The following is a 20,162-nucleotide window of genomic DNA, read 5'->3' on the forward strand; positions in this document are numbered from 1 at the left end:
TTATGCTCGCTTGCAATCGCGACGAAATCGAGGACGGGTCAGGTGTCGCCGCGGCGGCCCGCCTCGTCCGTGCGCGAAGCGATGCGGTAGAAGGCGGTCAGCACCAGCAGGAAGACGATCAGGCCGAGCCACGGCCCTGCTCCGCCCAGCGCCTCGGCCGCGAAGGCGAGGGAACCGCCGCGTCCGCTCAGCGTGTCGGCGGCGGCGAGTAGGACGCCGACGACGCTCTCGCCCACGAGGAAGCCCGAGGCCAGCAGGACGCCGCGGCGGCGTCCTCCGGCCCGCGCCGCGGCGCCCGCCTCGCGCAGCCGACGCTCGGCGAGGCGGGCGACGAGGCCGCCGAAGGCGATCGTCACCACCACCTCGAGCGGCAGGTACATGCCGATCCCGACGGTGAGTGCCGGAAAAGAACGGCCGCTGCGGCGCAGACGCGCCTCCGCCGCAACGAGGATCGCCCCGAGGCCGGCCCCCGTCGCCACCATCGACCAGGGCAATTCGTTGCGTACGATGCCGCCGGCGATCTGCGTCATCAGCGCGGCCTGGGGGGCAGGAAGGGCGGCGGCCTCGTCCATGCCCTCGCGCGGCAGGGCACCGACGAAACCGTAGGCGTTGTAGAGAAGGTCGAGCAGTGGGGCGATCACCAGGGCGCCCACCGCGACGCCCGCCGCCAGCGCCACCTGCTGGCGCCAGGGGGTGGCATCGACGAGTTGGCCGGTCTTGAGATCCTGAAGGTTGTCGTTGGCGATCGAGGCGGTGGTGACGACGATGGCCGACAGGAGCAGGACGGCGGCGACGACGAAACGCTCGCCCTCCGGCCCGGCGGAGCGGCCGAGCAGCAGCGGGAGCAGCAGAGCCGCGAGGAGCGTCGTCAGGATTCCGATGCCGGAGATCGGGCTGGAGGACGAGCCGAGAAGGCCCGCGAGATAGCCGCAGGCGGCCGCCATCAGGAAGCCGAAGCCGACCGTGAAGACGGTGGCGACCGCGACCAGCGCGAAGCGCAGCCCCCCCAGTTCGGCCTCCGCGCTGAAATGGAAGAACAGCCAGGCCAGGGGCAATGCAAGCAGGAGCGAGGTGCCCGCAACCCAGGTGATCGGCAGGTCGCGCTCCTGGCGTGGCAACTGGCGCAGAGCCTTCCCGCCGCCCTGCGCCGCAGCGAAGGCGGAACGGATGCTTCCCAGGATCGAGCGGCCGAGGGAGGCGACCGTCCAGATAGCGCCGACGGCGATGATGCCGGCGCCAATGAGACGGACCTTCTCCGACCAGACCGCCCTCGCTGTTGCCTCCGCCGAGCCGGCCCCGTCACCGAAGGCCGTGAGCAGCGGCACCGCGGCGCCCCAGGCCAGGGCGACGCCCGCCAGAAGGGCGAGGCAGGCGCCGAGCCCGACGAGATAACCCACCCCAACCAGGGCGGGGGAGAAGCCCGTGGCGAGCCGGAACAGGGCCGGCCCCGCGGCAAGGGTGGTTTGGAGGCCGTCGGCGAGAAGGCGCAAGCCGGTGGTGGCGAACCCAATCAGCCCGCCCGCTCCCGCCGCACCCAGCAGGATGCGCAGACCATCCCGGTCGCCGGCCTCACCCGCATGCAGCACTTCGGCGGCGGCGGTACCCTCGGGATACGGAAGCCCGGCGCCCATCACCAGGGCGCGGCGCAGGGGGATCGAGTAGACGAGGCCGATCAGACCACCGACGAGGCAGACGGCCGTCGTCTGCCAGAACGGGAAACCGTGCCAGTGGCCGATCAGCACGAGACCCGGCAAGACGAGGATGACGTTGCAGAGCGTGCCGGCTGCCGACCCTTGGGTCTGAACGATGTTGTTCTCGAGGATGCCGGACCCGCCGAACAGCCGCAGCACTCCCATCGATAGCATCGCCGCGGGAATCGAGGTCGAGAAGGTCACGCCCGTCTTCAGCCCCATATAGAGGTTGGCGGTCATGAACACGACGGTGATCACCGCCCCGAGCAGAAGCCCTCGCAAGGTAAGCTCGGCGGCATGGCGAGGGTGATTCCCGCCGACATCGCCATTTGCGGGGCAGCGTTCGTCGGATCGTGCGTCCACGGGCAGGCGCCTCCGGTGCCGCCCCGCGGCTCGGGACGTCGACATTTGTCGGGAACCCAACGGGCCCCTCGTCCGATCCCCCGTGGCGACGCGGCAGCGCCCAAGCTTGGAGCCGCCGCGAATCGGCGCACGAACCCGCGGGCTTCACCCGCTGCAAGGAGAGAACGACGGATGAGCCGACCGGTGCGCCATGAGATCCCGCCGCGCTCGGGGGCGGCCTTCACGCTGGATCGCGGCCAGCGCCTCACCGTGATCGACCCTCGGGGCGAGCAGGTGGCCGACCTCGTGGCCTTCCGCAGAGACGACCTCGATGAGGTGATCTCCTCGGGCCGTACCATCGACTACGCCTCGCGCATTTTCCTGACGACGGGCGACCCGATCTACTCCAACCGCTCCAACGTGCTCCTGCGCATCTTCGAGGACACGGTGGGCCGGCACGACTTCCTGCTCACGCCCTGCTCGGCCGACACCTTCCGCATCATCTACGGCGACGAACACCCCCACCGGGGTTGCTTCGGCAATCTCGCCGCAGCGCTGGCACCCTACGGGATCGAGCCGGACCGCATCCCGGTCGCCTTCAACGTGTTCATGCACGTCACCGTCGATGGGCAGAGCGGCGAGATCGCGGTGCGCCCGCCGCTCAGCCGGGCCGGCGACCGGGTGAGTTTCGTGGCCGAGACCGACCTCGTCGTCGGCCTGACAGCCTGCTCGGCCCTGCAGTCGAACAACTTCTCTTTCAAGCCGATCCATTACGAGATCGAATCTTGAGGCTTCGCCGCAAAGACATGGTCATCAGCGGGTAGAATACTGCGCTACGATGCCGCGGCAGCTCAAGACAATACATAGATGAAGCCGGCTTCGTAGCTCGCTGGTTATCCCCAGACCCGGCGGAACAATGGGCACAGACCGAGGTTCCTCCGCGCAGTCCACCTTCTCCGAGGGTCGGCGGACTGCATCGCGGTCGCCTTCTCTCCCACGATCTTCACCGTGCCGGGCCGACAGGCTCGGTCGCGTCGTTCGTTTGTCTGCGTTCCACGAGGTGTCATGCTGCTGCCTACCGACGACACCGGCCATCCGCTCGCTGAGCGGTTCCGGCATTTCATTCGCCAACAGCCCTTCCCTTGCGTCGGCGCCAAATCCGCTCTGTCCCGCGGCCAACTCAAGGTTCTGGTCGCCCGAGACGTCGCCTCCGAGAGCGACGACGCACGGATCTACCCGGCGCTCCTGGCCTTCATCTGCCGCTATCGCGCCCGGCGCGACCAGTTCCAGAGCTTCGCCGTCGTGTTCGAAGGCCCACACCACCTCTCGGAGGAGGCGTTCGAGGCCGCACTCTGGCGGCGGATGCAGTCGCTGTCCGACCGCGACAGCGAGCTGGGTCATGCCCAGGATCCGCGCGTGTCGGCCAACCCGGACGACACGCATTTCTCGATGAGCCTCGGCGGCGAAGGCTTCTTCATTGTCGGGCTGCATCCCGGCGCGAGCCGCAAGGCGCGCCGCTTCGAGCACCCGGTGCTGGTGTTCAATCTGCACGACCAGTTCGAGCGCCTGCGGGCCGAGGGGCGCTACGACCGGCTGCGCGATTCGATCGTCGAGCGGGACGTGGCCTGGGCCGGGTCCGCCAACCCGATGCTTGCGCAGCATGGCGAGCGCTCTGCCGCGCGGCAATTCAGCGGGCGGGCCGTGCCGGACGATTGGGTCTGCCCCTACCACCGCCAGGAGGGGGCGGTGGCATGGGATGCGCAGCAGGTCGCGGCGGATCTGCGCTCCGGTGCCTTTCTCGCCGGACAGATGGAGGGTTGAGGATGACGGTGGCCGATGCTGCAACGCATCCCTCGGCCTCCCAGGAACTGGACATAGGCAGCGAGGGCGCGCTCCTCGCCCTCGCTCGTGCTGTGCGGGACACCGGCTACCGGTTCACCACCGTCACGCCCGCCACCCATGCCCGGGTGAACGCCCGGCCCGAGAACGCCCTGGCGCGATCACTACGGGATGTGCTGGGCTGGAGCCGCCCGTTTCGCGACGGGCTGATCCCGGCGGAACTGACCGGCCTGATGGAGCGGGCGGGCGTGCTGGACCGCTGGGAAGGGCCGGACGGTTCTCTCATGAAGGCGGGGATTCGGCTGTCGAGCCTCGACGATACGTTGTTTCTGCACGCGGCCTACCCGCCGCTCGCGGCCGATACCGTGTTCTTCGGCCCCGACACCATGCGCTTCGCCGAGGCTGTCCTCGCTCATCTCGAAGAGCGGGCCAGGGCCGGACACCCGGCGCCGCGGCGGGCGGCCGATATCGGCTGCGGCTCGGGCGCGGCGGGCATCCTCGTCGCCAAGCGGTTGCCGGAGGCTAAGGTCGTTCTCGTCGACATCAACCCGGCCGCCCTTCGCGCCGCGCGCATCAATGCCCGGCTCGCGGGCGTAAGCAACGTGCGCTCCGTTCACGGCGACATGCTGAGCGACGTCGAGGGATCGTTCGATCTCATCGTCTCGAACCCGCCCTTCATGGTGGATCCCGGTGGTCGGGCCTACCGGCATGGCGGTGGGCCGCTCGGGGCCGGGCTGTCGCTGCGCGTGGTCGAGGCGGCGACCGAGCGACTGGCGCCGGGTGGCAGCCTTGTCCTGTTCACCGGCTCGGCCATCGTCGAAGGCCATGACGGCTTCCGAGAGGAGGCGAGCGCGATCTGCGCACGGGCCGGTCTCGACGTCTCGTACCGCGAGTTCGATCCGGACGCGTACGGCGAGGAACTCGACGATCCGGGCTACGCGGCCGCCGAGCGCATCGCGCTCGTCGTTCTCACGGCTACCCGCCCGACCGGTCCGCGATGAGCGCGGCGGAGGCAGCGGCCAGCGAGCGCGCCGAGTTCCTTCGGGACGCCCTCGCCGGCCTCTCGGGCGCGGTGAAGACCCTGCCCGGAAAATACCTCTGGGACGAGAGCGGTTCGGATCTGTTCGACCGAATCTGCGCGCATCCGGACTACTACCCGACGAAGCGGGAAATGGCGCTTCTGCCGCGGGTCGCGACAGAGGTGGCAGCGCTGGTCGGCCCGGGCGTCAGCGTCGTGGAATTCGGCAGCGGCGCGAGCCGCAAGATCCGCACCCTGCTCGACGCCCTGGAGGCGCCGGCCGCCTACCTCGCCCTCGACATTTCCGGGGCCTATCTCGAAGCGGCGATCGCGCGCCTCGCCCCGGATTATCCGGACGTGCCGATGCTTCCGGTCTGCGCCGATTACTCCAAGCCGATCCGCCTGCCGCAGGGAGCCGCTGTGCCGCCGGTCCTCGGCTTCTTTCCCGGCACCAGCATCGGCAACTTCACGCCGGAACAGGCGGAGGGCTTCCTGGCGCGGGCGCGGGAGACGCTGGGGCCGAGCCACTTCCTGGTCGGGGCCGATCCGACGCACGACCCGGCCCGCCTGCGCCGCGCCTATGGGGCGGCGGGTGGCCTGATGGCCGCGCTGCACCTCAACCTGATCGAACGGATGAACCGGGAACTCGGTAGCGATTTCGACCGGGGGAATTTCCGTCACGAGGCACGGCTTGCCGACGACCCGTTCCGGGTGGAAGCCCATCTCGTGGCAACCCGGACCGGCGCCTACCGGCTCGGCGACCGGACGATCCGCTTCGCGGCCGGCGAGAGCATCCGCACCGACACCTCCCATAAATACGCGCCGGACACCTTTCGGGCCCTGGCCTCGGCGCAGGGCTGGGAGCCGGTTCGCCTCTGGGTCGACGAGGATAGCGGCTTCAGCCTTCACCTGTTCCAGGCGCCATAGCCCGCGGCGCTCAGGCACGGGCCGGCGCGTCGGCAAGGTAGCTCAGGAGCGCGAGCCAGGTCGGCAAGCAGTGACGCCGCCGGTCGTAGCGCTCGATCACCGTTCGCCGGGCCGCCTCCCGCAGGGGCCGCCACCGTTCGGGCGCGCGGCAGGCGTCGATGAGCGCCTCCGCCAGCGCGTCGGCATCGAAGAAATCGCGGACGATCCCGTTCACGCCGTCCCGCACCACCTCCCGCACCGGCGCGGTGTCCGAGGCGATCACGAGGCATTCGCATGCCATCGCCTTCAGGAAGACCCGCGAGAGCGAAAAGGGATAGGTGTAGGCGACATGCGCCGTAGCCACGGAGAGGGCGGCCACCATTTCCTCATGCGTGAGGCGGGGGAGGAAGTGGAGGCGATCGCGATCGAGCCGGCCGTCCAGCTCGGCCAGCAGGCGCTCCTTCCACGTCTGCGGTTGGGCCCCCTTTGCCGCAGCATCACGGCGCCCGTCGCTCCCGACCACCAGAATCTCGGCCTGGGGCACGGCTTCGAGCAGCGCTGGCAGAGCGCGCATGAAGGTCGGGAAACCGCGCAGCGGCTCCAATTGCCGGGCGATGAAGGTGATGACCGGCCAGGCCTTGGTCAGCTTGCGCCCGTTCGGCAGTTGCACGACGGCATGGGGGTCGTAACGGACCTCGTCCGTATCGATGCCTTCGTGAATCACGCTGGCCTGCGCCCGCAAGCCCGCCGGCAGCAGGCTGCGCTGGAACTCCGTCGGGCAGACCAGCCGTTCGGCCTCGGCATAGGCCATGGCCAGCGCCGCGTTCCCGGCGCGGTCGCGTACGCGGTCTTCGAGGTTGGGGGGGCGCGTCCACTCGGAGTCGAAGCCGAGCGCATCCCCGTCCGCCCGGTAATACGGCGCATAGGCGAGCCGACGCGCGCGGGGGAACACTTGGTTGAGCAGCAGCGATTCCCCGCGCCCCGGATGCCCGACGATGACGCCCGGATCGAAGCCGTGCTTGCGCAATTCGAGGGCGCATCGCAGGGCGGCGGTGGCGTTGATAAACGCCGATTCGGTCGGATGGGCCAGCGGGAACAGGCCCGGCGTCACCTTCCGCCCCGGACGCCACCGCAGGATCGGCAAGCCAGCCAAGCCCGGTGCCGCCTCTCCGGCGATCGCCGCGCAGCGATGTCCTCGATCCATCAGCGCCTCGGCAAGAAAGCCGAACGGCCCTGGGAAGTGGTCGTGAACGAACAGGAAATCCGTCATTCCGGCGCGCCGATACCCTCTTGTCCAACCGGCGCAACGCAGCGGGCGCCGACATGCGCCTTCTTCTGCACCAAAGGGTTGAGCGGCTCAGCCGGGGCAATTCATCCGCATCGGCGCTTCGGCAGTGCAAAAAATCTGCGTCGAATGAAGGCGTTTCATCGCCGATGCGGGTGCCGCAGCCGATCAGACCAGGCCTTGATCGCGTTGCAACCGCGTCGCGACCGTGCGGCAAAGCGCTGCGGCGCGAATTTTGGGACGCCCAGTCAATGCGTCTCGACAGTTCGCGGTTAGCGTCCGGGGCCCGTCAGTCAGATGTCACCGTGAAGAATGACTATGTGTGGAAGAGAAACCGTCCAGTACGGACGTCCCCTGCGCCGCCGGCATGAGGCCTGGATCCACCGACGCTCGACGCGCATCGTGCCGCTGTTGCTGCGCGGGAAAGCGAAGACTAACCGGACCGGAAACACGAGCCTTCAGCCCGGCGACAATGACAATGCGGCAGCGCGGGATCCGTCGAACCGCTACGACCCGCGCCATCGGCAGGCGTCGCTCGCTTCGCGGTGAACCGCGCGGCAGGGTCCAGGGCCCCTCCCCTACGGTGCGACAGGTTTCAGAGCGGCTCCCTCCGCGCCTTCGCCCAGGCCGCAAACAGATAGCCGACGCCGCTCAACCCCAGGATGCCGGCGATGAGACCGAGCCAGTCAGCCCACCTTCCATGTCGCTTCCCGCTCATGTCTGAACGAGGAACGCGGAGGGGGCCTCTGGTTTCAGAGTGCCTCACGAAACGCCGGGTCTCTGACCGTACTCGTTCTGGCGATGACAGCGCGGCGGGAGTTTTTTGAGAGACACTCAGTGTTCGCCTGCACCGGATAATGCGGTTCGTCCGCATGATTCCTGAGCGGAATGTTCAGCCAAGGAGCATGCCCGCATCCATCGCGGACGAACTTCTCGACAAGGATGTTCCGGCGGGAGACACCCATCCGGGCCGGCACGCATCATCACGGCCGCCTCTGGACCATCCTGCTTCCGGATTGGTGGGCGGTGAGGGACGGGAACCAGTCATAAAATATTGCAGTTAAAACAGATGCTTGGTAGATCTGTGACGAGTGGATGTGTAACACATCTGTGATGCACTGTGGAGCCGTGATCGGTCGAAATCGAGCGTTCGCCCCTCGCCTATAGGTTCGGACCGGCTTCTCAGGGCCGAGGATTCGGGCCTTCTCCGGGGCTTTCGGCCGTGCCAGCGAACGGCGCTGGCGCCGGGAGGCTGAGAACACGCCTGTGAGAACGTGTGGGGCGATCTCTACTCCGAAGGGACGTTGCATCCCGGCCGAGTGTTTCCGCTTGACCGTATCGCCTCACTCCCAGCATAGTGAGCCGGCCGCGCTTACTGGGAGGTGAGCACCTTCATATCGGGGCCGATCACCCGGCAAGGTGTTGGGCTTCCGTCAAAGGCCGAGCCGCCAACCCCTGGTAGGGTCCGGCTCGGAAGTTCCCAGGCTCCATCGACAGCATGACACGAACACACCGCGCCCGGCAAAGCGTCGGGGTTTCGTGCTGCGTGCGTCCTGTCGCGGCTCGTCAGGCGTCGCGCCTAGGTTAGGGACGCGAACGCCTAAGGAAACGCCGTGACATCCAAACCGCGACACAGCACCGACCCGGCCCGCGAGTTCGCGCGGTTGGCGCAGTTCCTTTTAAAGCTAGAGGGCAATCCTCACGCTGCTGCGTACAAGATGGTTCAAGGCGCCATCAACGGGGACAAGCACGGGGGTGCAGTTCTCCGCATTTATGGATTTGGCAACAAGCGCGTAGAAGACTTGGCTTCGAAAATCTCTGAGATAGACGACCACGACATTGACGATGACACCAGAAATGCGGGCCTCAATGCGGTTTTTGCAATGGGCAAACTATTCAGCCCAGAATTTTATCATAAAGACTGGAACTCTGTAGTCATCGAATGCCTGCCGAAAGAACACCTTTTGGCGCTAACATTCCTGTCTCCGATCATGTCGAGGCATTACCCGCTGCCGGTTGTCCAATGTAGCGAGATCGAGGCCCTGATTGCACAACTGACCGAAGCGTCTCTGGAGATTGTTGAAAGCAAGGATATCCCACTCTGGGCTGCAATGCCTCTAAGTAGCGGCATTAGCGACTTGCTCTTCGTGCTGGAGAACTTTGTTCTCTTCGGTCATGATGAGGCCGTCAGCCGCCTGCTCACCCTTTTGGCAACGGCCAATCACGCAATCGCCGCCGCCAATGCGTCGGGCGGTCGCCGTGCCGGTCTCATCAAACTGTGCGTCGCGCTCGCACTGGCGGTCGACGTGTTCGCCGCGGCGCCGAACGTCTCGCAGGCCTACTCGACGTACCGAGGCTGGATGGTCGACGCCCTAGATGTCGTAACGCCGCTGCTGACGCCGCCGCCGCTTCGCCTGGAGGGCCCGAAGCAGCCGGATGCAGATGCGCCCGAGGACGCCTGAGTGTCGAACTACCAGAAGCGCACGGGCGGCGGCGACACACCACGAAGCAATTTGGTTCTGCTCACCGCTGCGCCTTGCCCAACGGGCGGCGGCAGTAGATCGCTACCTTAAGTTTCTCGCACCCATCCCTCAGGCGCATGCACCTCATCTACATCGACGAGTCGGGCAACACCGGCACGCGGAAGGATCCCGACCAGCCCCATCACCTCATCGCCGGGCTGATCGTACCGGAGGAGGACATCCGAAACATCGAGGATGCGGTCGATGGAATCATGCGCAAGCATTTCGCCGTGCAGGCCACCTCGCCCGACTTCGAGCTGCATGGGGCGGATCTTTACAGCGGGAATGGCGCCTTCAGAGGCGTGCCGCCTATCGACCGGATCGCGGCGATTCACGACACCCTCGATGTACTCGCAGGGACTGGCGCGAAGGTGGTCTGGGCATCTGTCGATAAAATTCGGATGCGCTCATCGTGGCATCCGCATCAGCTCGCGTTCCTGTTCCTCGTCGAGCGCGTTGAGGATTATCTGCGGTCGCAAGAGGCACGCGGCCTGCTCATTGCGGACGAGTGCAAAGAGGTTGAGGATCGGCTGATCGAGAATCTTCGGCAGTATAAAAAATCGAACACTGGCTGGGGTTGGAGGCCGACCCCGATCAAGCAAATTGTCGACTCAATCCACTTTGTTCAGTCTAAAAACAATCTGCTGATTCAGTGCGTCGATCTGGTGGCATACTTCGCGCTTAAGTTCTACCGCCAGAATGTCGAAACGTTCGACACTTTCATGGCGCTACCCGAACCTAAGCCCGCCTATCAGGACCACATCGCTTCGCGACTGACCGCGAAGCGGAAATCCGTCGACGAGATTGGGAGGAAGATCCAAGCGCTCACGGTGGTCAGCAAGACCTATCCGACCTGAGGCGGTCAACCGGCGCGTCACCTTGCGGTGCGCTGGGGCTCAGTGGCCCAAACCCTCTGCCGGCTGACACGCGATATATGTGTCGCGTATCGATACGAGTCAATTCACTCGATCGCGGTAGGCTGACAGGCTGCAAGTCCGCTGGGTCGCCCTGGTAGAAGCGGCGGCGATCGTTCACCGCATCGTCCACCTGCTGCCGGATCCGCTCGACCGGATGTGGAAGGCGCCCGGCCCGAGCGCCGCGTAGCTCGCCAGCACCCGCCGCTGGTCCACCGGCTCCAGCGCAAGCACCTCGGTGAGCGCAACCTGACCGGATGCCGCTCTAGAATCCGGTGAAACTTGTTGCACCGCCCGCCATACATCAGGTCGTCAGCGTCCGCGGCTCGCGCATCTGCACACCGATGAGACCTTGGCCGTCGCCAACAAGCTGCACACCCGCCGCCTCAAGTGCGCGCACGATGGCAGTGAGGTTGTTTCCAATTGGAGCGGAACGCCCCTTCTCGAAGTTCCGGACCGTGCTCAGGCCGACGGATGCTGCTTGCGCGAGATCGGCTTGCGACCAGTCTAGAAGCCCCCTGGCAGCACGGCATTGCGAGGCGGTCAGCATCTGTGGGCACCCTGTCTTGTTTCGTCCACCATAACGAAAATCGTTTGACGAAGCCATACGCAACGATTATCGTTATCTGCATCGATATTCGTTGCTAATGGACGCCATGGCTGCTCGCCGTTCTCTTTCATGGTCCTCCGCAGTCCGCGACATGCGGAACGATCGAGCGCAAGTGCCGGCCGGCTTCCTGGGCGCACGTGGACGGATTGAGGCCATGGTGCGGTTTCGCAAGGTCGTTCTGGTCAAGGCCGATGGCAGCTTCGACCGCGCTGGCATCATGACCGCCGCCGCCGCTGCTGCGAAGGCCCACCAGCTTACCTACGGCTCTACCTGGGCCGTCGCGATGTCGGTTTCGCTGAAGGCCGCTTGGCAGGCGGCGCAGACTATCCGCGCCCGCATCGCGCACTGAGCCGCCGGAAGGCCTCTCCACCCTCCACATCCCCTTGCGCAGCCGGTGATCGGCTGTCCGCGCACGCTTGCGAGGCGCCATGTTCATTACCACGCTTCCGCTCGTCGGCTTCTACACGCTGCTAGGGTTTGCCCTATGGGAGACCGCGGTCGTTGGATCTGCCGCCGATGATCCGCTGTTCGCGTGTGAGCTGAATGGCGCCCGATCGACGGCAGAGGCCCTTGCCTTCCTCACCGTGAAGGGGCTCTTCATCGTGTTGTGGCCGGCGTGCCTCGCCTTCTACGGCTTGGCACAGGGCATTCTCCGGCTCCGGGTTCGATGATCCGACTTCTCGCTACCGTAGCCGTGTGCGCCCCCCCTCGCTGGAGCCATCGCACAAACACGCACACCGGCAGCGATCTCCGCCGAAGCGCTACTACAAGCCTGGGCCGTCGAGAACGGAGCATGCCGCGGCGGCAGAGGGGACGAGGCCTCCACGTGGCTGGCGTGTGAGCGCCGCGAGCGCGTCAGCTCCCAGCTAGCCAGTCGGGATCTCTGCTACGGGCGCGAGGGCGAGCCGGGCTTTCGTTCCGAGTGGCACCACTGTGGACGTCGCTCGCATGGCAGGCAAAGCTCCACGAAATACCCGCAAAATGCTAAGAGCGCCTAACAGAACCGCCTGATCTGGTTCAGGGTGATGAGGCTTGCAGCGAGGGTCGTGAAGGCCTCGTAGATGTGGTGTCGGCGTTCGTAGCGCACGGGCAGGCGGCGGAAGCGGTTGAACCAAGCGTGGGTCCGCTCGACGACCCAGCGGTGACGGCCGAGTTTCTCTCTGCTCTCGACACCCTTGCGGGCGATGCGCGGGACGATGCCGCGTGCACGACACTCCTGTCGCCGGATCCTCCCGTCGTAAGCTTTATCGGCGTGCAGCTTGTCCGGCCGGTGCCGCGGCCGGCCGCGCCGACCCGTGCCCAACGGCGGAATGGCATCGAGGGTGGGCGCCATCTGTGGGCTGTCGTGCCGATTGGCGCCCGTCAGGAGGAGGCCGAGCGGCGTGCCGCGGGCATCGGTGACGAGGTGGCGTTTCGTGCCCGGCTTGCCCCGGTCCGTCGGGTTCGGGCCAGTGGCAGAGCCCCTTTTTTCGCCGGGACGGAGGCGCTGTCCAGGCTCGCTCGGCTCCAGTCGATCTCGCCGGCTGTGTGAAGGCGCTTCAGGAGAACCTGATGCAGCCGAGCCCACACGCCGGCCTCTTGCCAGTCCCGCAGCCGCCGCCAGCAGCTCATGCCCGAGCCGCACTTCATCTCGACCGGCAGCCACTCCCACGGAATGCCCGTGCGCAGAACGAACAGGATGCCAGTCAGAGCAGCTCGGTTCTCCAGAGGAGGACGACCGCCTTGTGGACGAGGCTTCGCGGCAGGAAAAAGCGGGGCGATCTCCTGCCAGAGATCGTCGGGGAGAATCGGTTTGGCCATCCTCCCCAACGCGCCATAACCCGTTTTGTTAGGCGCTCTAAATCCTGAGACCAATAAAAACACCGATCGCGAATGCAATTGCGCCCAATACCATCGAGCCAATAACGAGTATTGATAGACGAATAGGCGTTTCTCACATGTCGTCTTAACGCACAGCGGCCAGACGACGACGCTGTCTTACAGCGTCCACTGGCTGAGACGGAGTTGTGCTTTGAGTAACCGGCGAATTTTGCCGGGAAGGAGAAACAATTACAGGGTGGTGCGGTTGATCAATTCGCTCACTCGCATCACCCTGTGTCAGTTCATGTGCCGCGGAGGCGAGAGCTTGCCGCCCCGCAGGGGTGATCCCGAGAACGAGGCGTTGAGTGCGTCGGGAATGGCGCGTCTTCACGAGCTTCTGGCCCTCAATGTCGTGCAGCAGAAGCCATAACTTCGTTTTCGGCTCACCGACGATCCGCCGAAGCATTTCGAGATCGGGATGTACGCCCTTCCGGTTGAGCCGGTCGATTTCGGCGAGCAAAACTAATCCATCCACGCCCAAGGGCGTTCGGCTGAGGGCAATGATTGCACCTACCAGAGCTTCAAAGGTGGCGATCGGTGAAACTTGTTGCACGGCTCGCCCTGCCTGTTCAGCATCGGACAAGAGGTTGCCCATGGCGCTCACGCGGCATCGTTGATGCGGAATGGCTCCAGGGGCGGCTGCGTCAGCGCGGCAGCCGCTCGCATGCGGCTCAGGATTTCTGGCTCTTGGCGAATGCGCTGTTCTAACACAGCACGGATGTAGGCCGACCGAGTTGTCGATACGCCAGCGATCGAATTGTACTCGGCGACCACGCAGTCAACCTCCTTGAGAAACTCTTCAGGGGCAGAAATGGCAAAGATGCGCGTGCTCATGTGACGGCTCCAACTGATACCGGCCATATTATCAGCACATAAGAGCCCAGTCCACTGCAATAATAAACCTGTCGATTTGTAGGCAACATGTCGCCGTAATTCGAATTATTAGAGACGTTGCTTCTTCGAGAGCCAAGCCAAGCGCAGACCGAACATGCTAGAAAGCGTCCGCTATCACGCTTGGCAGGCAGAACCTCGCGAGGCAGGCGCGCGCGCCCTCGACCCCGAGGATGCCAGTGCAACAAGTTGCACGGCGGCAACCCGAACTTACAGACACGAGCCAACGCAGTTGACAAACGATTTGGCAAGTATATGCGGCTTGCGCCCCGGCTATTAACTGCCTATAAGGCTCTCGGCATTTGGGCTTTAGACCCATAAATCTCGGGGCGCCCCATGTTGTACGCCGAAAATCTCCCCACAAGAGGCGAGCCTGCCCGGAGCAAGAGCGAGATGGAGCCGGCACATGGTTTGCCGTACGACGGCGCACGCCCAGAGAAGTACGATTTCAAGTACCCTGAGCAGGTCGAGATCACACGCCGCCTCGGGCTTGTGTGGATGCGGCACCTCTCGGCATCCGAGTTCAAGATCGTCCACTGGCTGATCTGTAACACCGTCCTGCGCGGCCACCGCTCCGGCGAATACTCCCAGGTCCAGATCTGTTCCGGTGTCCGCTCCCGCAACGGGGGTATGTGGGCGGAGGGCACCGGCTTGTCCGAGCGCATCGTGCGCGACGCGGTCAAAAGTCTCCGGGACATGGGCCTGCTTCATACCGAGCCGGGGGAGTGGAGCACACGCTTCACCGTCATCACCACATGGAGCCCGGAAACCGGGCAAGCCGAAGAGAGCAATGTCGTGGCTTTGAACCTGCCGCGCGCTCGGCGCGCTCAAACCCAGCCGACCGTTCACATGCAGGCGGCGGAAGATGGAGAGTGGGACGCGGGGGCACCGGCAGAATTTGCCGGTGATGACCGGCAGAATTTGCCGGTAGGGGGCGGCAGAATTTGCCCCCCATCTAACAGACCCTCTTCTAACCCATCACCTACAAACGAAGAACCCGACACGACCGCTTCGCGGCCGGTCGCGACGATTGCCGGCATTCGCATCCGTCGCCGCCCTTCCGGCGCCGTAGCGTCTCCGGTGCCAGTTCTGGCACGTTCCGGTTTCGGAAAGGTTGAAGCCTCCCCCCGTTGCGCGGCCCCCCCTCCGGCCGAGACCGTCGAGGAGGCGATCCACCGGGTGCAGGGGGACCGGGTTGCCCGGCTTCAGGCGCTCCGGCAGCGCAAGGACGCCCACGCCTTCGAGCGCACCTGGGCCGCGGCCTGGGCCGACGCCTACGAGGGCCGCCCCTGCGTCGCCTGGACGAAGAAATCGGCCGGCATGCTCAAGAAGGCCGTCGCCCGCTGGCCGGAGAAGGCGCTCGGCAGCGTGCACGACTTCCTCGACTGGTCGGTCCGCAACTGGGACGCCATCCGCCTCACGAAGCTGGCCCGGCTCAAGACCCCCTCCCCGACCCAGCCCGACATCGAGTTCCTGGCCCGGTTCATCTCGTCGTTTCAGGAGGCCTGGGCCGACAAGGAAGAGCTGCGCTGGCGCGGCACCCTTCCGGGCACCCGGCAGTCGGTCCTGTTCCTGATGCGCTCGAAGGGCGTGTCCGAGGACGTGGCGCTCGCCCAGGTGATTGCCGCTCAGCGCAACGACGCGGAGCGCACCAAGCTGGAGAAGATCCGCGCCGATACCCAGCGCGACCGTCGTGTTGCCGAAATCGCGGCCGATAACGCCCGGCGTGCAAAGCGTTTCACTGCCGCGAACCCCCACCCGCGCGCCGCGGAGAACGCACCGTACGTGCCGCCCCGGATCCAGCCCCCGGCCGACGAGGCCGGCACCGGCTTCGGTATCGTGCAGGCCGTGACCTTCAAGATGGATGACGCGTGATGACTGAGGCCCAGCAAGATAACCGGGCGGCAGTCGCCAAGGATGTGGCCGACGGCCTGATCCGGGTCCAGATCGGTTTGCATCACCCAAGGAAGCTCTTCGTAACGCCGCCTATGATTTGGCCAACCAGCTCACCCATCACAGTCGTACCGGCAGCTTTCCCCGAGCCCTTGGCAGCTTCGGTAATTTGAGTACCGATAGTTTTCTGATGCGAAAGGCCTTCCGGAAATTTATTCATCACAATCAGCGCTTCTTTTGTCAGCACGGCAGTTGTTACGAAATCTCGCCCACCAGATCTGATGAACCCTTCATCTCTGAGCCAAAGTAAGCTGGCCTGCCACAGGCTGAAAAAACTCCTGCCATCCGAAAGCGGACCATATTCATAATGGATACGGCCGAGGCCTAAGTCTCTTTCTACAACCTCAACACCAAGATCTTGGGCGATTGGCGATCCGTCTATCTCAACAGGCTCCGGGAATTTAAGATATAATTGCGAAAGAGCATGCCCGACAATGACTTCGAACGCCTTGATGTTGCTGGGTTCGTCTGACATATTTCCATCCTCGACAGCCGAACTATATCCGAAGCTTTAAGTCCGAGCGTCAACCCCATCTTGGATGGGGCTGAGGTGCGCGGGCAGGCGGCCCGATTTTGGATCCGAGCGCTTAGTGTTTCTTGTAGCTGTGGGCGCACCACTTGGCTGCACCTGCCGGCCACGTCATCCCCAAGGCGGCCGTAGCTCCCGGCGTGATACTCATAGTCGGCAGCCGAGGCGAATATCCCGGCTGTGAACACGCGGCTGTCGCCAGCCGGGCAAGAGCCGTCGGGAACGAACATCCGCACGATCCGTCGATTGGATAACGGTTGTCTGGGAAAGTCGAGGCGCACCGCTCGACACAGGCGCCGTGCAACGCGTTGCACGAGGGTGTTTATGGCTTCGGGTTGAGGGCGCGGTGTACGCTGCCTTTGCCGATCCCGAGCTTTGCCGCGATGGCGGCCATGGACAGCCCCTCGGACGCCAGGGCCTTGATCTCAGCCGTCTTGGCGCGAGCGGTCGGCTTACGGCCCTTGTATGCGCCCTCGGCCTTTGCCTTCGCGATGCCCTCCCGCTGCCGCTCCAGCATCATCTCCCGTTCGAACTGAGCGACGCCGCCCAGCACGTTAAGCATGAGCTTGCCCGTGGGCGTCGCGGTGTCCACGCCGAGGTTCAGGATACGCAGGGCCACGCCCTTAGCCTCCAGCGTCTCGATGATCGTGCCGAGGTGGACGACGCTACGGGCTAGCCGGTCGAGCTTCGTGACCACGAGGGTATCGCCCTGGCGGACGAACTCCAGGGCGGCTTCGAGCTGCGGCCGGGTCCCCTTCGATGAGACCTGTTCGCGGAACACCTTCTCGCACCCGAGTTGCACAAGGTCGCGAAGCTGGGCGTCGAAGCCGGCGACTTGCTCCAGGGTTGAGGTGCGAGCGTAGCCGATCAGCATGACGCTTCCGTTCCAATAGGTTCCGGAACATAGAGTCATGACCCGTTCCAAAATGCAAACCGATTTTTGTGGAACCAGAAAAGCGCCTGTGTGGAACGATCCACTAGCCCAGGATCTAATGGAACGCAGTCGGATCGTCGGGAAGGTTGGTGATGGTCCCAAGCCCTGCGCGAACCAGCTCAAGCTCCGCGCGTGCGGCCTCGATCTCTGTGTGATCGCCCGTGATCTGCGCGAGTAATAATCGCTCCAGGGCAAAGACCGGATCGCGAGGCACCTCCTCCTCCCTCCATCCTGGGTGCTGACGGAGCTTGTCCGGTGCCACGAGCGCATGGAACTGAAGGATACCCCGCAGCTCCCGCAGCGCCCGAACGGCGGATGACCAGTCGCCCGCCGAAGCAGCCGCGGCGTAGACGTGAGCAAGGCCGTCAGTGACGAGCGCGGCGTGCTCCTGAAGCGACCGGCTGTTGCCAGCGGCGCGCGCGAACAGCCGGTCGAGTTCGGCGGATGCGTCTAGCGGTGCAGAGCCTACGGCATGCGCAGCGCCAGGGAGGGGAGTTGCGGTGGCAGGGAGAATGAACGTAACCGCGCGACCGAGGTGGCCGGTCCGATGCCGATGGAGGCTCGTACGCGAGGGAAGGCCGAATTGTGCGGCGACCGCGGCGAGTGAAGCCCCAGCGCGTAAGGCCTCGTCGATCTCGGCGCGCTGGGGGTGACTGCATATCGAGCATGGGGCCGGCATTTCCATCTCCCGTTCCGGAACGCGTTCCGGGTCGTTCCGGAACGGAAGGCTGTCAGGCAGAGCCGCCTGCCGCGTCGGCACAGTAGGAGACCAGCGCCCTGGTGCCCGCCTCGATCGCGTTGACGTAGCCTAGGAGATCGTCGGCCCCGGAAAGATCGGTCTCCCCTCGGGCCTCCTCTGCGGCGATGAGTGTCGGCAAGACCGCAGCCTGGAAGCGCGCGATGAACAGGCCGGCGATGCGAGCGACAGTCACGACTTCGAGGCCGCCGCGTTTGGCGATCTCGTCGAGGCTGAGGCCGTCCCGGAACAGCATAGCAGCTACGGTCACACCGAAGTCGTTCAGGAGATCCGGCCGGGCGCCGGCATTGATAGGGCGGGAGGTTTGGGGGGACATGGGGTGCTCCTCAATGTGCGCCCGGCACGTACTGGGCATCCGGACCGTTCGCCGCGATTTGCGCGAGGACATCGGCCTCCATTCGGGCGTTCTCCTCCGGGGTAGCGGACATTGCCGCGCCGAATATCGGGTCTAGCTTGGCCATGAAGGCCGTCGCGAAGGAGATACCGTCGGCGTAGAGGCGGCTCCTGGGGATGCCCGTGAGTACGGACGCTTCGTCGAGCGTTTTCCCCTGCCCCATCAGCAAGTCGATCAGCACGGCGCCTGTGATGGCAGAAAGCGTGTCGCCAAGTGAGCGCGTGAGATCCGGCGGCGTCATCGCGTTAAGGGCAGCGGGCGAGACGGTGGAGCCAGCATCGCGGCGGGTTTTCGGGAGAGTTTGTTTCCGGGCCACGGTGGCCTCCTGTTTGAGTAAGGGGGGGGAATGGCTCAAAGCCCGTGCGGCCAACTCGCCGGCCTGGATCGGCGCGGCATGGGTTGCGGCTTGGCGGCGTCGGGATCGACGAAGGGCTGAAGGGCATCCACGACAGCCGATGCCGCGTGCGAGGCGAATATTGCCGACAGGTCCGGACTGATGCCGACGGCCTCAGCCGCCTCAAGCAGGCTGTCCCCGGAGAGAAGGCGCTCGATCACGAAGCGGCCACGGAACGCCTGTTCCGAGGGCAACTCAGCAATCCGCTCATAGGGCGATTTTTCGTTCATGTTTCGTTCCGATCTTGGATGTTGTCCGGGCGGAGGTGCGCGCCGAAGGCCATGATGAGGGCAGCCGGTAAGGCTGTCGGGAGCTGATCTGCCGGAGGCAGCAGGTGGGCCGGGTCGAATGATGGGTAGTCGAGACCGGGAGGATCCGCGACGTCCCGCCCCTGTCGTCCAGCGTAGCGTTCAAGGCTGATCCGGAGCACGGGAGGTAGTGCCGCGTGTTCCTCGACCAGATCGAGTACGCCATAGTGGAGACCAACCGCGTCCCAGAACGCTGCGAGGTGTTCAGCCCTCTTTCTCCGCGAAGTCTGCCTGCGGGTTTCAGGCAGTTGCCGAAGTGCCAGGGCGTGCGCAGCGTGCCCTCTTGCGAGAGTACGAGCGCTTGCGACGATGTCGAAGGTCGGGCGCCCCGCAAACATCCGCTCGACGATGACGAGTGCGCAGGAGTTCATCATCGCCGGCCGTTTTGGAAATCCCAAGCGTCACCGGGGAGGAGGCCATCGTCGCCCCACACGCCGGAGGAGATCCGAACAGCGTTCGCCCGCATCAGTTCGCTGCGGATGACGCAAGCGCGATCGAAACTGACATCCGCCTTCTGCGCGATGTCGAACGCGTCGATCGGCATCGGCGTGCCGTTGCGCTCGTGGTGCTCGATGACGAGCGTCAGGACCCGCGTGGTGTCGTCCTTGAGCTTGCGGGCTTCCGCGAACTTTCCGACGCGCTGAGCAACCGTCAGTTCCGGCGCAGCGGCCTTCTTCGTGACGGCACCCCCTGAGAACAAGTTCAGGTGCGGCCCGCGGGTGCCGGGCTGGGCACCCCTCTGGCGAAATTGATGGGCAGCTACGCCCAAATCTGAAGTGCTCATGACCTTGTTCCTTCTGAGACCGTGCAACGCGTTGCACGGCGTGCGACGTATTCCAGGCAGGCGGCTCGGATCACCTCCGAACGAGTGACGCGTCCGCCAAGGTTTTGCGAAGTCATCTGCGCCGCGACCGCGTCGATTTTTTCGAGAAGCGGGATTGGCGCATGAAGCCTCACGATGCGTGAATTGCTCATGCTCGATCCGTGTCTTGTGCGGGGCCCGGCTTCCTGTTCC

The 20,162-nt window shown here is 65.1% G+C and carries 23 protein-coding genes; 9 read left to right on the forward strand and 14 right to left on the reverse strand.

Annotated features, from left to right (window positions below):
• Window positions 1–38: 38 nt before the first annotated feature.
• A complete protein-coding gene (locus E4V01_RS00365; RefSeq protein ID WP_135297011.1) occupies window positions 39–2,054 on the reverse strand; it encodes an OPT family oligopeptide transporter in 2,016 nt (671 codons plus the stop codon).
• 171 nt (window positions 2,055–2,225) lie between these two features.
• On the opposite strand from E4V01_RS00365, the gene E4V01_RS00370 reads away from it, so the two are divergent.
• The 4 genes from E4V01_RS00370 (at window position 2,226) to egtD (ending at window position 5,817) form a co-directional block, all read left to right on the forward strand.
• Window positions 2,226–2,822, forward strand: coding sequence for a DUF1989 domain-containing protein (locus E4V01_RS00370; RefSeq protein ID WP_135297012.1), 597 nt, complete (start codon window positions 2,226–2,228; stop codon window positions 2,820–2,822).
• Window positions 2,823–3,098: 276 nt separating this feature from the next.
• Entirely contained in the window at window positions 3,099–3,854 is a 756-nt protein-coding gene (gene gntA, locus E4V01_RS00375) for a guanitoxin biosynthesis heme-dependent pre-guanitoxin N-hydroxylase GntA (RefSeq protein WP_135297013.1), read from the forward strand.
• Window positions 3,855–3,856: 2 nt separating this feature from the next.
• Entirely contained in the window at window positions 3,857–4,873 is a 1,017-nt protein-coding gene (locus E4V01_RS00380) for a class I SAM-dependent methyltransferase (RefSeq protein ID WP_135297014.1), read from the forward strand.
• Window positions 4,870–5,817 (forward strand): L-histidine N(alpha)-methyltransferase, encoded by a 948-nt coding sequence (gene egtD, locus E4V01_RS00385; protein ID WP_135297015.1) that lies wholly within the window; start codon window positions 4,870–4,872, stop codon window positions 5,815–5,817. Before E4V01_RS00380 ends, egtD begins: the two co-directional genes overlap by 4 nt.
• 10 nt (window positions 5,818–5,827) lie before the next feature.
• On the opposite strand, the gene E4V01_RS00390 is transcribed toward egtD, so the two are convergent.
• Window positions 5,828–7,066, reverse strand: coding sequence for a glycosyltransferase (locus tag E4V01_RS00390; RefSeq protein ID WP_135297016.1), 1,239 nt, complete (start codon window positions 7,064–7,066; stop codon window positions 5,828–5,830).
• A gap of 1,628 nt (window positions 7,067–8,694) precedes the next feature.
• Here E4V01_RS00390 and E4V01_RS00400 point away from each other — a divergent pair.
• Together E4V01_RS00400 and E4V01_RS00405 are read left to right on the forward strand one after the other, a co-directional pair.
• Window positions 8,695–9,543 (forward strand): hypothetical protein, encoded by an 849-nt coding sequence (locus E4V01_RS00400; protein ID WP_135297018.1) that lies wholly within the window; start codon window positions 8,695–8,697, stop codon window positions 9,541–9,543.
• A 137-nt stretch (window positions 9,544–9,680) separates the two neighbouring features.
• The gene (locus E4V01_RS00405) at window positions 9,681–10,460 is read left to right on the forward strand and encodes a DUF3800 domain-containing protein (RefSeq protein ID WP_135297019.1); all 780 of its coding nucleotides are present in this window, start codon (window positions 9,681–9,683) and stop codon (window positions 10,458–10,460) included.
• A 174-nt stretch (window positions 10,461–10,634) separates the two neighbouring features.
• On the opposite strand, the gene E4V01_RS25525 is transcribed toward E4V01_RS00405, so the two are convergent.
• On the reverse strand, window positions 10,635–10,808 hold the full coding sequence (locus tag E4V01_RS25525) for a hypothetical protein (protein ID WP_193763115.1): 174 nt from the start codon (window positions 10,806–10,808) through the stop codon (window positions 10,635–10,637).
• Window positions 10,809–10,821: 13 nt separating this feature from the next.
• A complete protein-coding gene (locus tag E4V01_RS00410; protein ID WP_135297020.1) occupies window positions 10,822–11,067 on the reverse strand; it encodes a helix-turn-helix transcriptional regulator in 246 nt (81 codons plus the stop codon).
• Between the two features lie 214 nt (window positions 11,068–11,281).
• On the opposite strand from E4V01_RS00410, the gene E4V01_RS26040 reads away from it, so the two are divergent.
• Together E4V01_RS26040 and E4V01_RS00420 are read left to right on the forward strand one after the other, a co-directional pair.
• Window positions 11,282–11,476 (forward strand): hypothetical protein, encoded by a 195-nt coding sequence (locus tag E4V01_RS26040; RefSeq protein WP_245517372.1) that lies wholly within the window; start codon window positions 11,282–11,284, stop codon window positions 11,474–11,476.
• A gap of 79 nt (window positions 11,477–11,555) precedes the next feature.
• Window positions 11,556–11,798, forward strand: a complete 243-nt coding sequence (locus E4V01_RS00420; protein WP_135297021.1) for a hypothetical protein — start codon at window positions 11,556–11,558, stop codon at window positions 11,796–11,798.
• 323 nt (window positions 11,799–12,121) lie between these two features.
• On the opposite strand, the gene E4V01_RS00425 is transcribed toward E4V01_RS00420, so the two are convergent.
• The 3 genes from E4V01_RS00425 to E4V01_RS00435 all read right to left on the reverse strand — a co-directional run bounded on the left by E4V01_RS00425 (window position 12,122) and on the right by E4V01_RS00435 (window position 13,821).
• Window positions 12,122–12,927 (reverse strand): IS5 family transposase gene (locus tag E4V01_RS00425; protein ID WP_135297022.1). Its coding sequence is split into 2 segments (ribosomal slippage): window positions 12,122–12,585 and window positions 12,585–12,927, totalling 807 coding nucleotides; the frame shifts between segments, so codons are not numbered across the junction.
• 145 nt (window positions 12,928–13,072) lie between these two features.
• On the reverse strand, window positions 13,073–13,591 hold the full coding sequence (locus tag E4V01_RS00430; protein WP_135297023.1) for a hypothetical protein: 519 nt from the start codon (window positions 13,589–13,591) through the stop codon (window positions 13,073–13,075).
• Window positions 13,588–13,821 (reverse strand): hypothetical protein, encoded by a 234-nt coding sequence (locus E4V01_RS00435; protein ID WP_135297024.1) that lies wholly within the window; start codon window positions 13,819–13,821, stop codon window positions 13,588–13,590. The genes E4V01_RS00430 and E4V01_RS00435 overlap by 4 nt, the downstream gene beginning before the upstream one ends.
• Window positions 13,822–14,271: 450 nt before the next feature.
• Here E4V01_RS00435 and E4V01_RS00440 point away from each other — a divergent pair, with 450 nt between their 5' ends.
• Complete coding sequence (locus E4V01_RS00440) at window positions 14,272–15,753, forward strand: hypothetical protein (RefSeq protein WP_135297025.1); 1,482 nt, start codon at window positions 14,272–14,274, stop codon at window positions 15,751–15,753.
• An 82-nt stretch (window positions 15,754–15,835) separates the two neighbouring features.
• On the opposite strand, the gene E4V01_RS00445 is transcribed toward E4V01_RS00440, so the two are convergent.
• The 7 genes from E4V01_RS00445 to E4V01_RS00475 form a co-directional block, all read right to left on the reverse strand.
• The gene (locus E4V01_RS00445; protein ID WP_135297026.1) at window positions 15,836–16,306 is read right to left on the reverse strand and encodes a hypothetical protein; all 471 of its coding nucleotides are present in this window, start codon (window positions 16,304–16,306) and stop codon (window positions 15,836–15,838) included.
• A 376-nt stretch (window positions 16,307–16,682) separates the two neighbouring features.
• Entirely contained in the window at window positions 16,683–17,234 is a 552-nt protein-coding gene (locus E4V01_RS00450) for a recombinase family protein (protein ID WP_135297027.1), read from the reverse strand.
• A 115-nt stretch (window positions 17,235–17,349) separates the two neighbouring features.
• A complete protein-coding gene (locus tag E4V01_RS00455) occupies window positions 17,350–17,979 on the reverse strand; it encodes a hypothetical protein (protein ID WP_135297028.1) in 630 nt (209 codons plus the stop codon).
• Between the two features lie 46 nt (window positions 17,980–18,025).
• The gene (locus E4V01_RS00460; protein ID WP_135297029.1) at window positions 18,026–18,367 is read right to left on the reverse strand and encodes a hypothetical protein; all 342 of its coding nucleotides are present in this window, start codon (window positions 18,365–18,367) and stop codon (window positions 18,026–18,028) included.
• A 10-nt stretch (window positions 18,368–18,377) separates the two neighbouring features.
• Window positions 18,378–18,761, reverse strand: a complete 384-nt coding sequence (locus E4V01_RS00465; RefSeq protein ID WP_135297030.1) for a hypothetical protein — start codon at window positions 18,759–18,761, stop codon at window positions 18,378–18,380.
• 35 nt (window positions 18,762–18,796) lie between these two features.
• Window positions 18,797–19,069, reverse strand: coding sequence for a hypothetical protein (locus E4V01_RS00470; protein WP_135297031.1), 273 nt, complete (start codon window positions 19,067–19,069; stop codon window positions 18,797–18,799).
• Window positions 19,070–19,517: 448 nt separating this feature from the next.
• Window positions 19,518–19,931: a hypothetical protein gene (locus tag E4V01_RS00475; protein ID WP_135297032.1), complete on the reverse strand. Its 414-nt coding sequence runs from the start codon at window positions 19,929–19,931 to the stop codon at window positions 19,518–19,520.
• Window positions 19,932–20,162 lie beyond the last annotated feature (231 nt).

The sequence above is a fragment of the Methylorubrum sp. Q1 genome (assembly GCF_004683995.1).
Classification (GTDB): Bacteria; Pseudomonadota; Alphaproteobacteria; order Rhizobiales; family Beijerinckiaceae; genus Methylobacterium.

What these genes read in the sequence shown, in the direction of transcription:
- E4V01_RS00380 (WP_135297014.1), top strand. Translation starts at nt 3,857, where the DNA reads ATGACGGTGGCCGATGCTGCAACGCATCCCTCGGCCTCCCAGGAACTG.
- E4V01_RS00420 (WP_135297021.1), top strand. Translation starts at nt 11,556, where the DNA reads ATGTTCATTACCACGCTTCCGCTCGTCGGCTTCTACACGCTGCTAGGG.
- E4V01_RS00440 (WP_135297025.1), top strand. Translation starts at nt 14,272, where the DNA reads ATGGAGCCGGCACATGGTTTGCCGTACGACGGCGCACGCCCAGAGAAG.
- E4V01_RS00460 (WP_135297029.1), bottom strand. Translation starts at nt 18,367, where the DNA reads ATGTCCCCCCAAACCTCCCGCCCTATCAATGCCGGCGCCCGGCCGGAT.
- E4V01_RS26040 (WP_245517372.1), top strand. Translation starts at nt 11,282, where the DNA reads ATGGTGCGGTTTCGCAAGGTCGTTCTGGTCAAGGCCGATGGCAGCTTC.
- E4V01_RS00435 (WP_135297024.1), bottom strand. Translation starts at nt 13,821, where the DNA reads ATGAGCACGCGCATCTTTGCCATTTCTGCCCCTGAAGAGTTTCTCAAG.
- E4V01_RS00455 (WP_135297028.1), bottom strand. Translation starts at nt 17,979, where the DNA reads ATGGAAATGCCGGCCCCATGCTCGATATGCAGTCACCCCCAGCGCGCC.
- E4V01_RS00470 (WP_135297031.1), bottom strand. Translation starts at nt 19,069, where the DNA reads ATGAACGAAAAATCGCCCTATGAGCGGATTGCTGAGTTGCCCTCGGAA.
- E4V01_RS00410 (WP_135297020.1), bottom strand. Translation starts at nt 11,067, where the DNA reads ATGCTGACCGCCTCGCAATGCCGTGCTGCCAGGGGGCTTCTAGACTGG.
- E4V01_RS00450 (WP_135297027.1), bottom strand. Translation starts at nt 17,234, where the DNA reads ATGCTGATCGGCTACGCTCGCACCTCAACCCTGGAGCAAGTCGCCGGC.
- E4V01_RS00370 (WP_135297012.1), top strand. Translation starts at nt 2,226, where the DNA reads ATGAGCCGACCGGTGCGCCATGAGATCCCGCCGCGCTCGGGGGCGGCC.
- E4V01_RS00405 (WP_135297019.1), top strand. Translation starts at nt 9,681, where the DNA reads ATGCACCTCATCTACATCGACGAGTCGGGCAACACCGGCACGCGGAAG.
- egtD (WP_135297015.1), top strand. Translation starts at nt 4,870, where the DNA reads ATGAGCGCGGCGGAGGCAGCGGCCAGCGAGCGCGCCGAGTTCCTTCGG.
- E4V01_RS00445 (WP_135297026.1), bottom strand. Translation starts at nt 16,306, where the DNA reads ATGTCAGACGAACCCAGCAACATCAAGGCGTTCGAAGTCATTGTCGGG.
- E4V01_RS00475 (WP_135297032.1), bottom strand. Translation starts at nt 19,931, where the DNA reads ATGAGCACTTCAGATTTGGGCGTAGCTGCCCATCAATTTCGCCAGAGG.
- E4V01_RS00390 (WP_135297016.1), bottom strand. Translation starts at nt 7,066, where the DNA reads ATGACGGATTTCCTGTTCGTTCACGACCACTTCCCAGGGCCGTTCGGC.
- gntA (WP_135297013.1), top strand. Translation starts at nt 3,099, where the DNA reads ATGCTGCTGCCTACCGACGACACCGGCCATCCGCTCGCTGAGCGGTTC.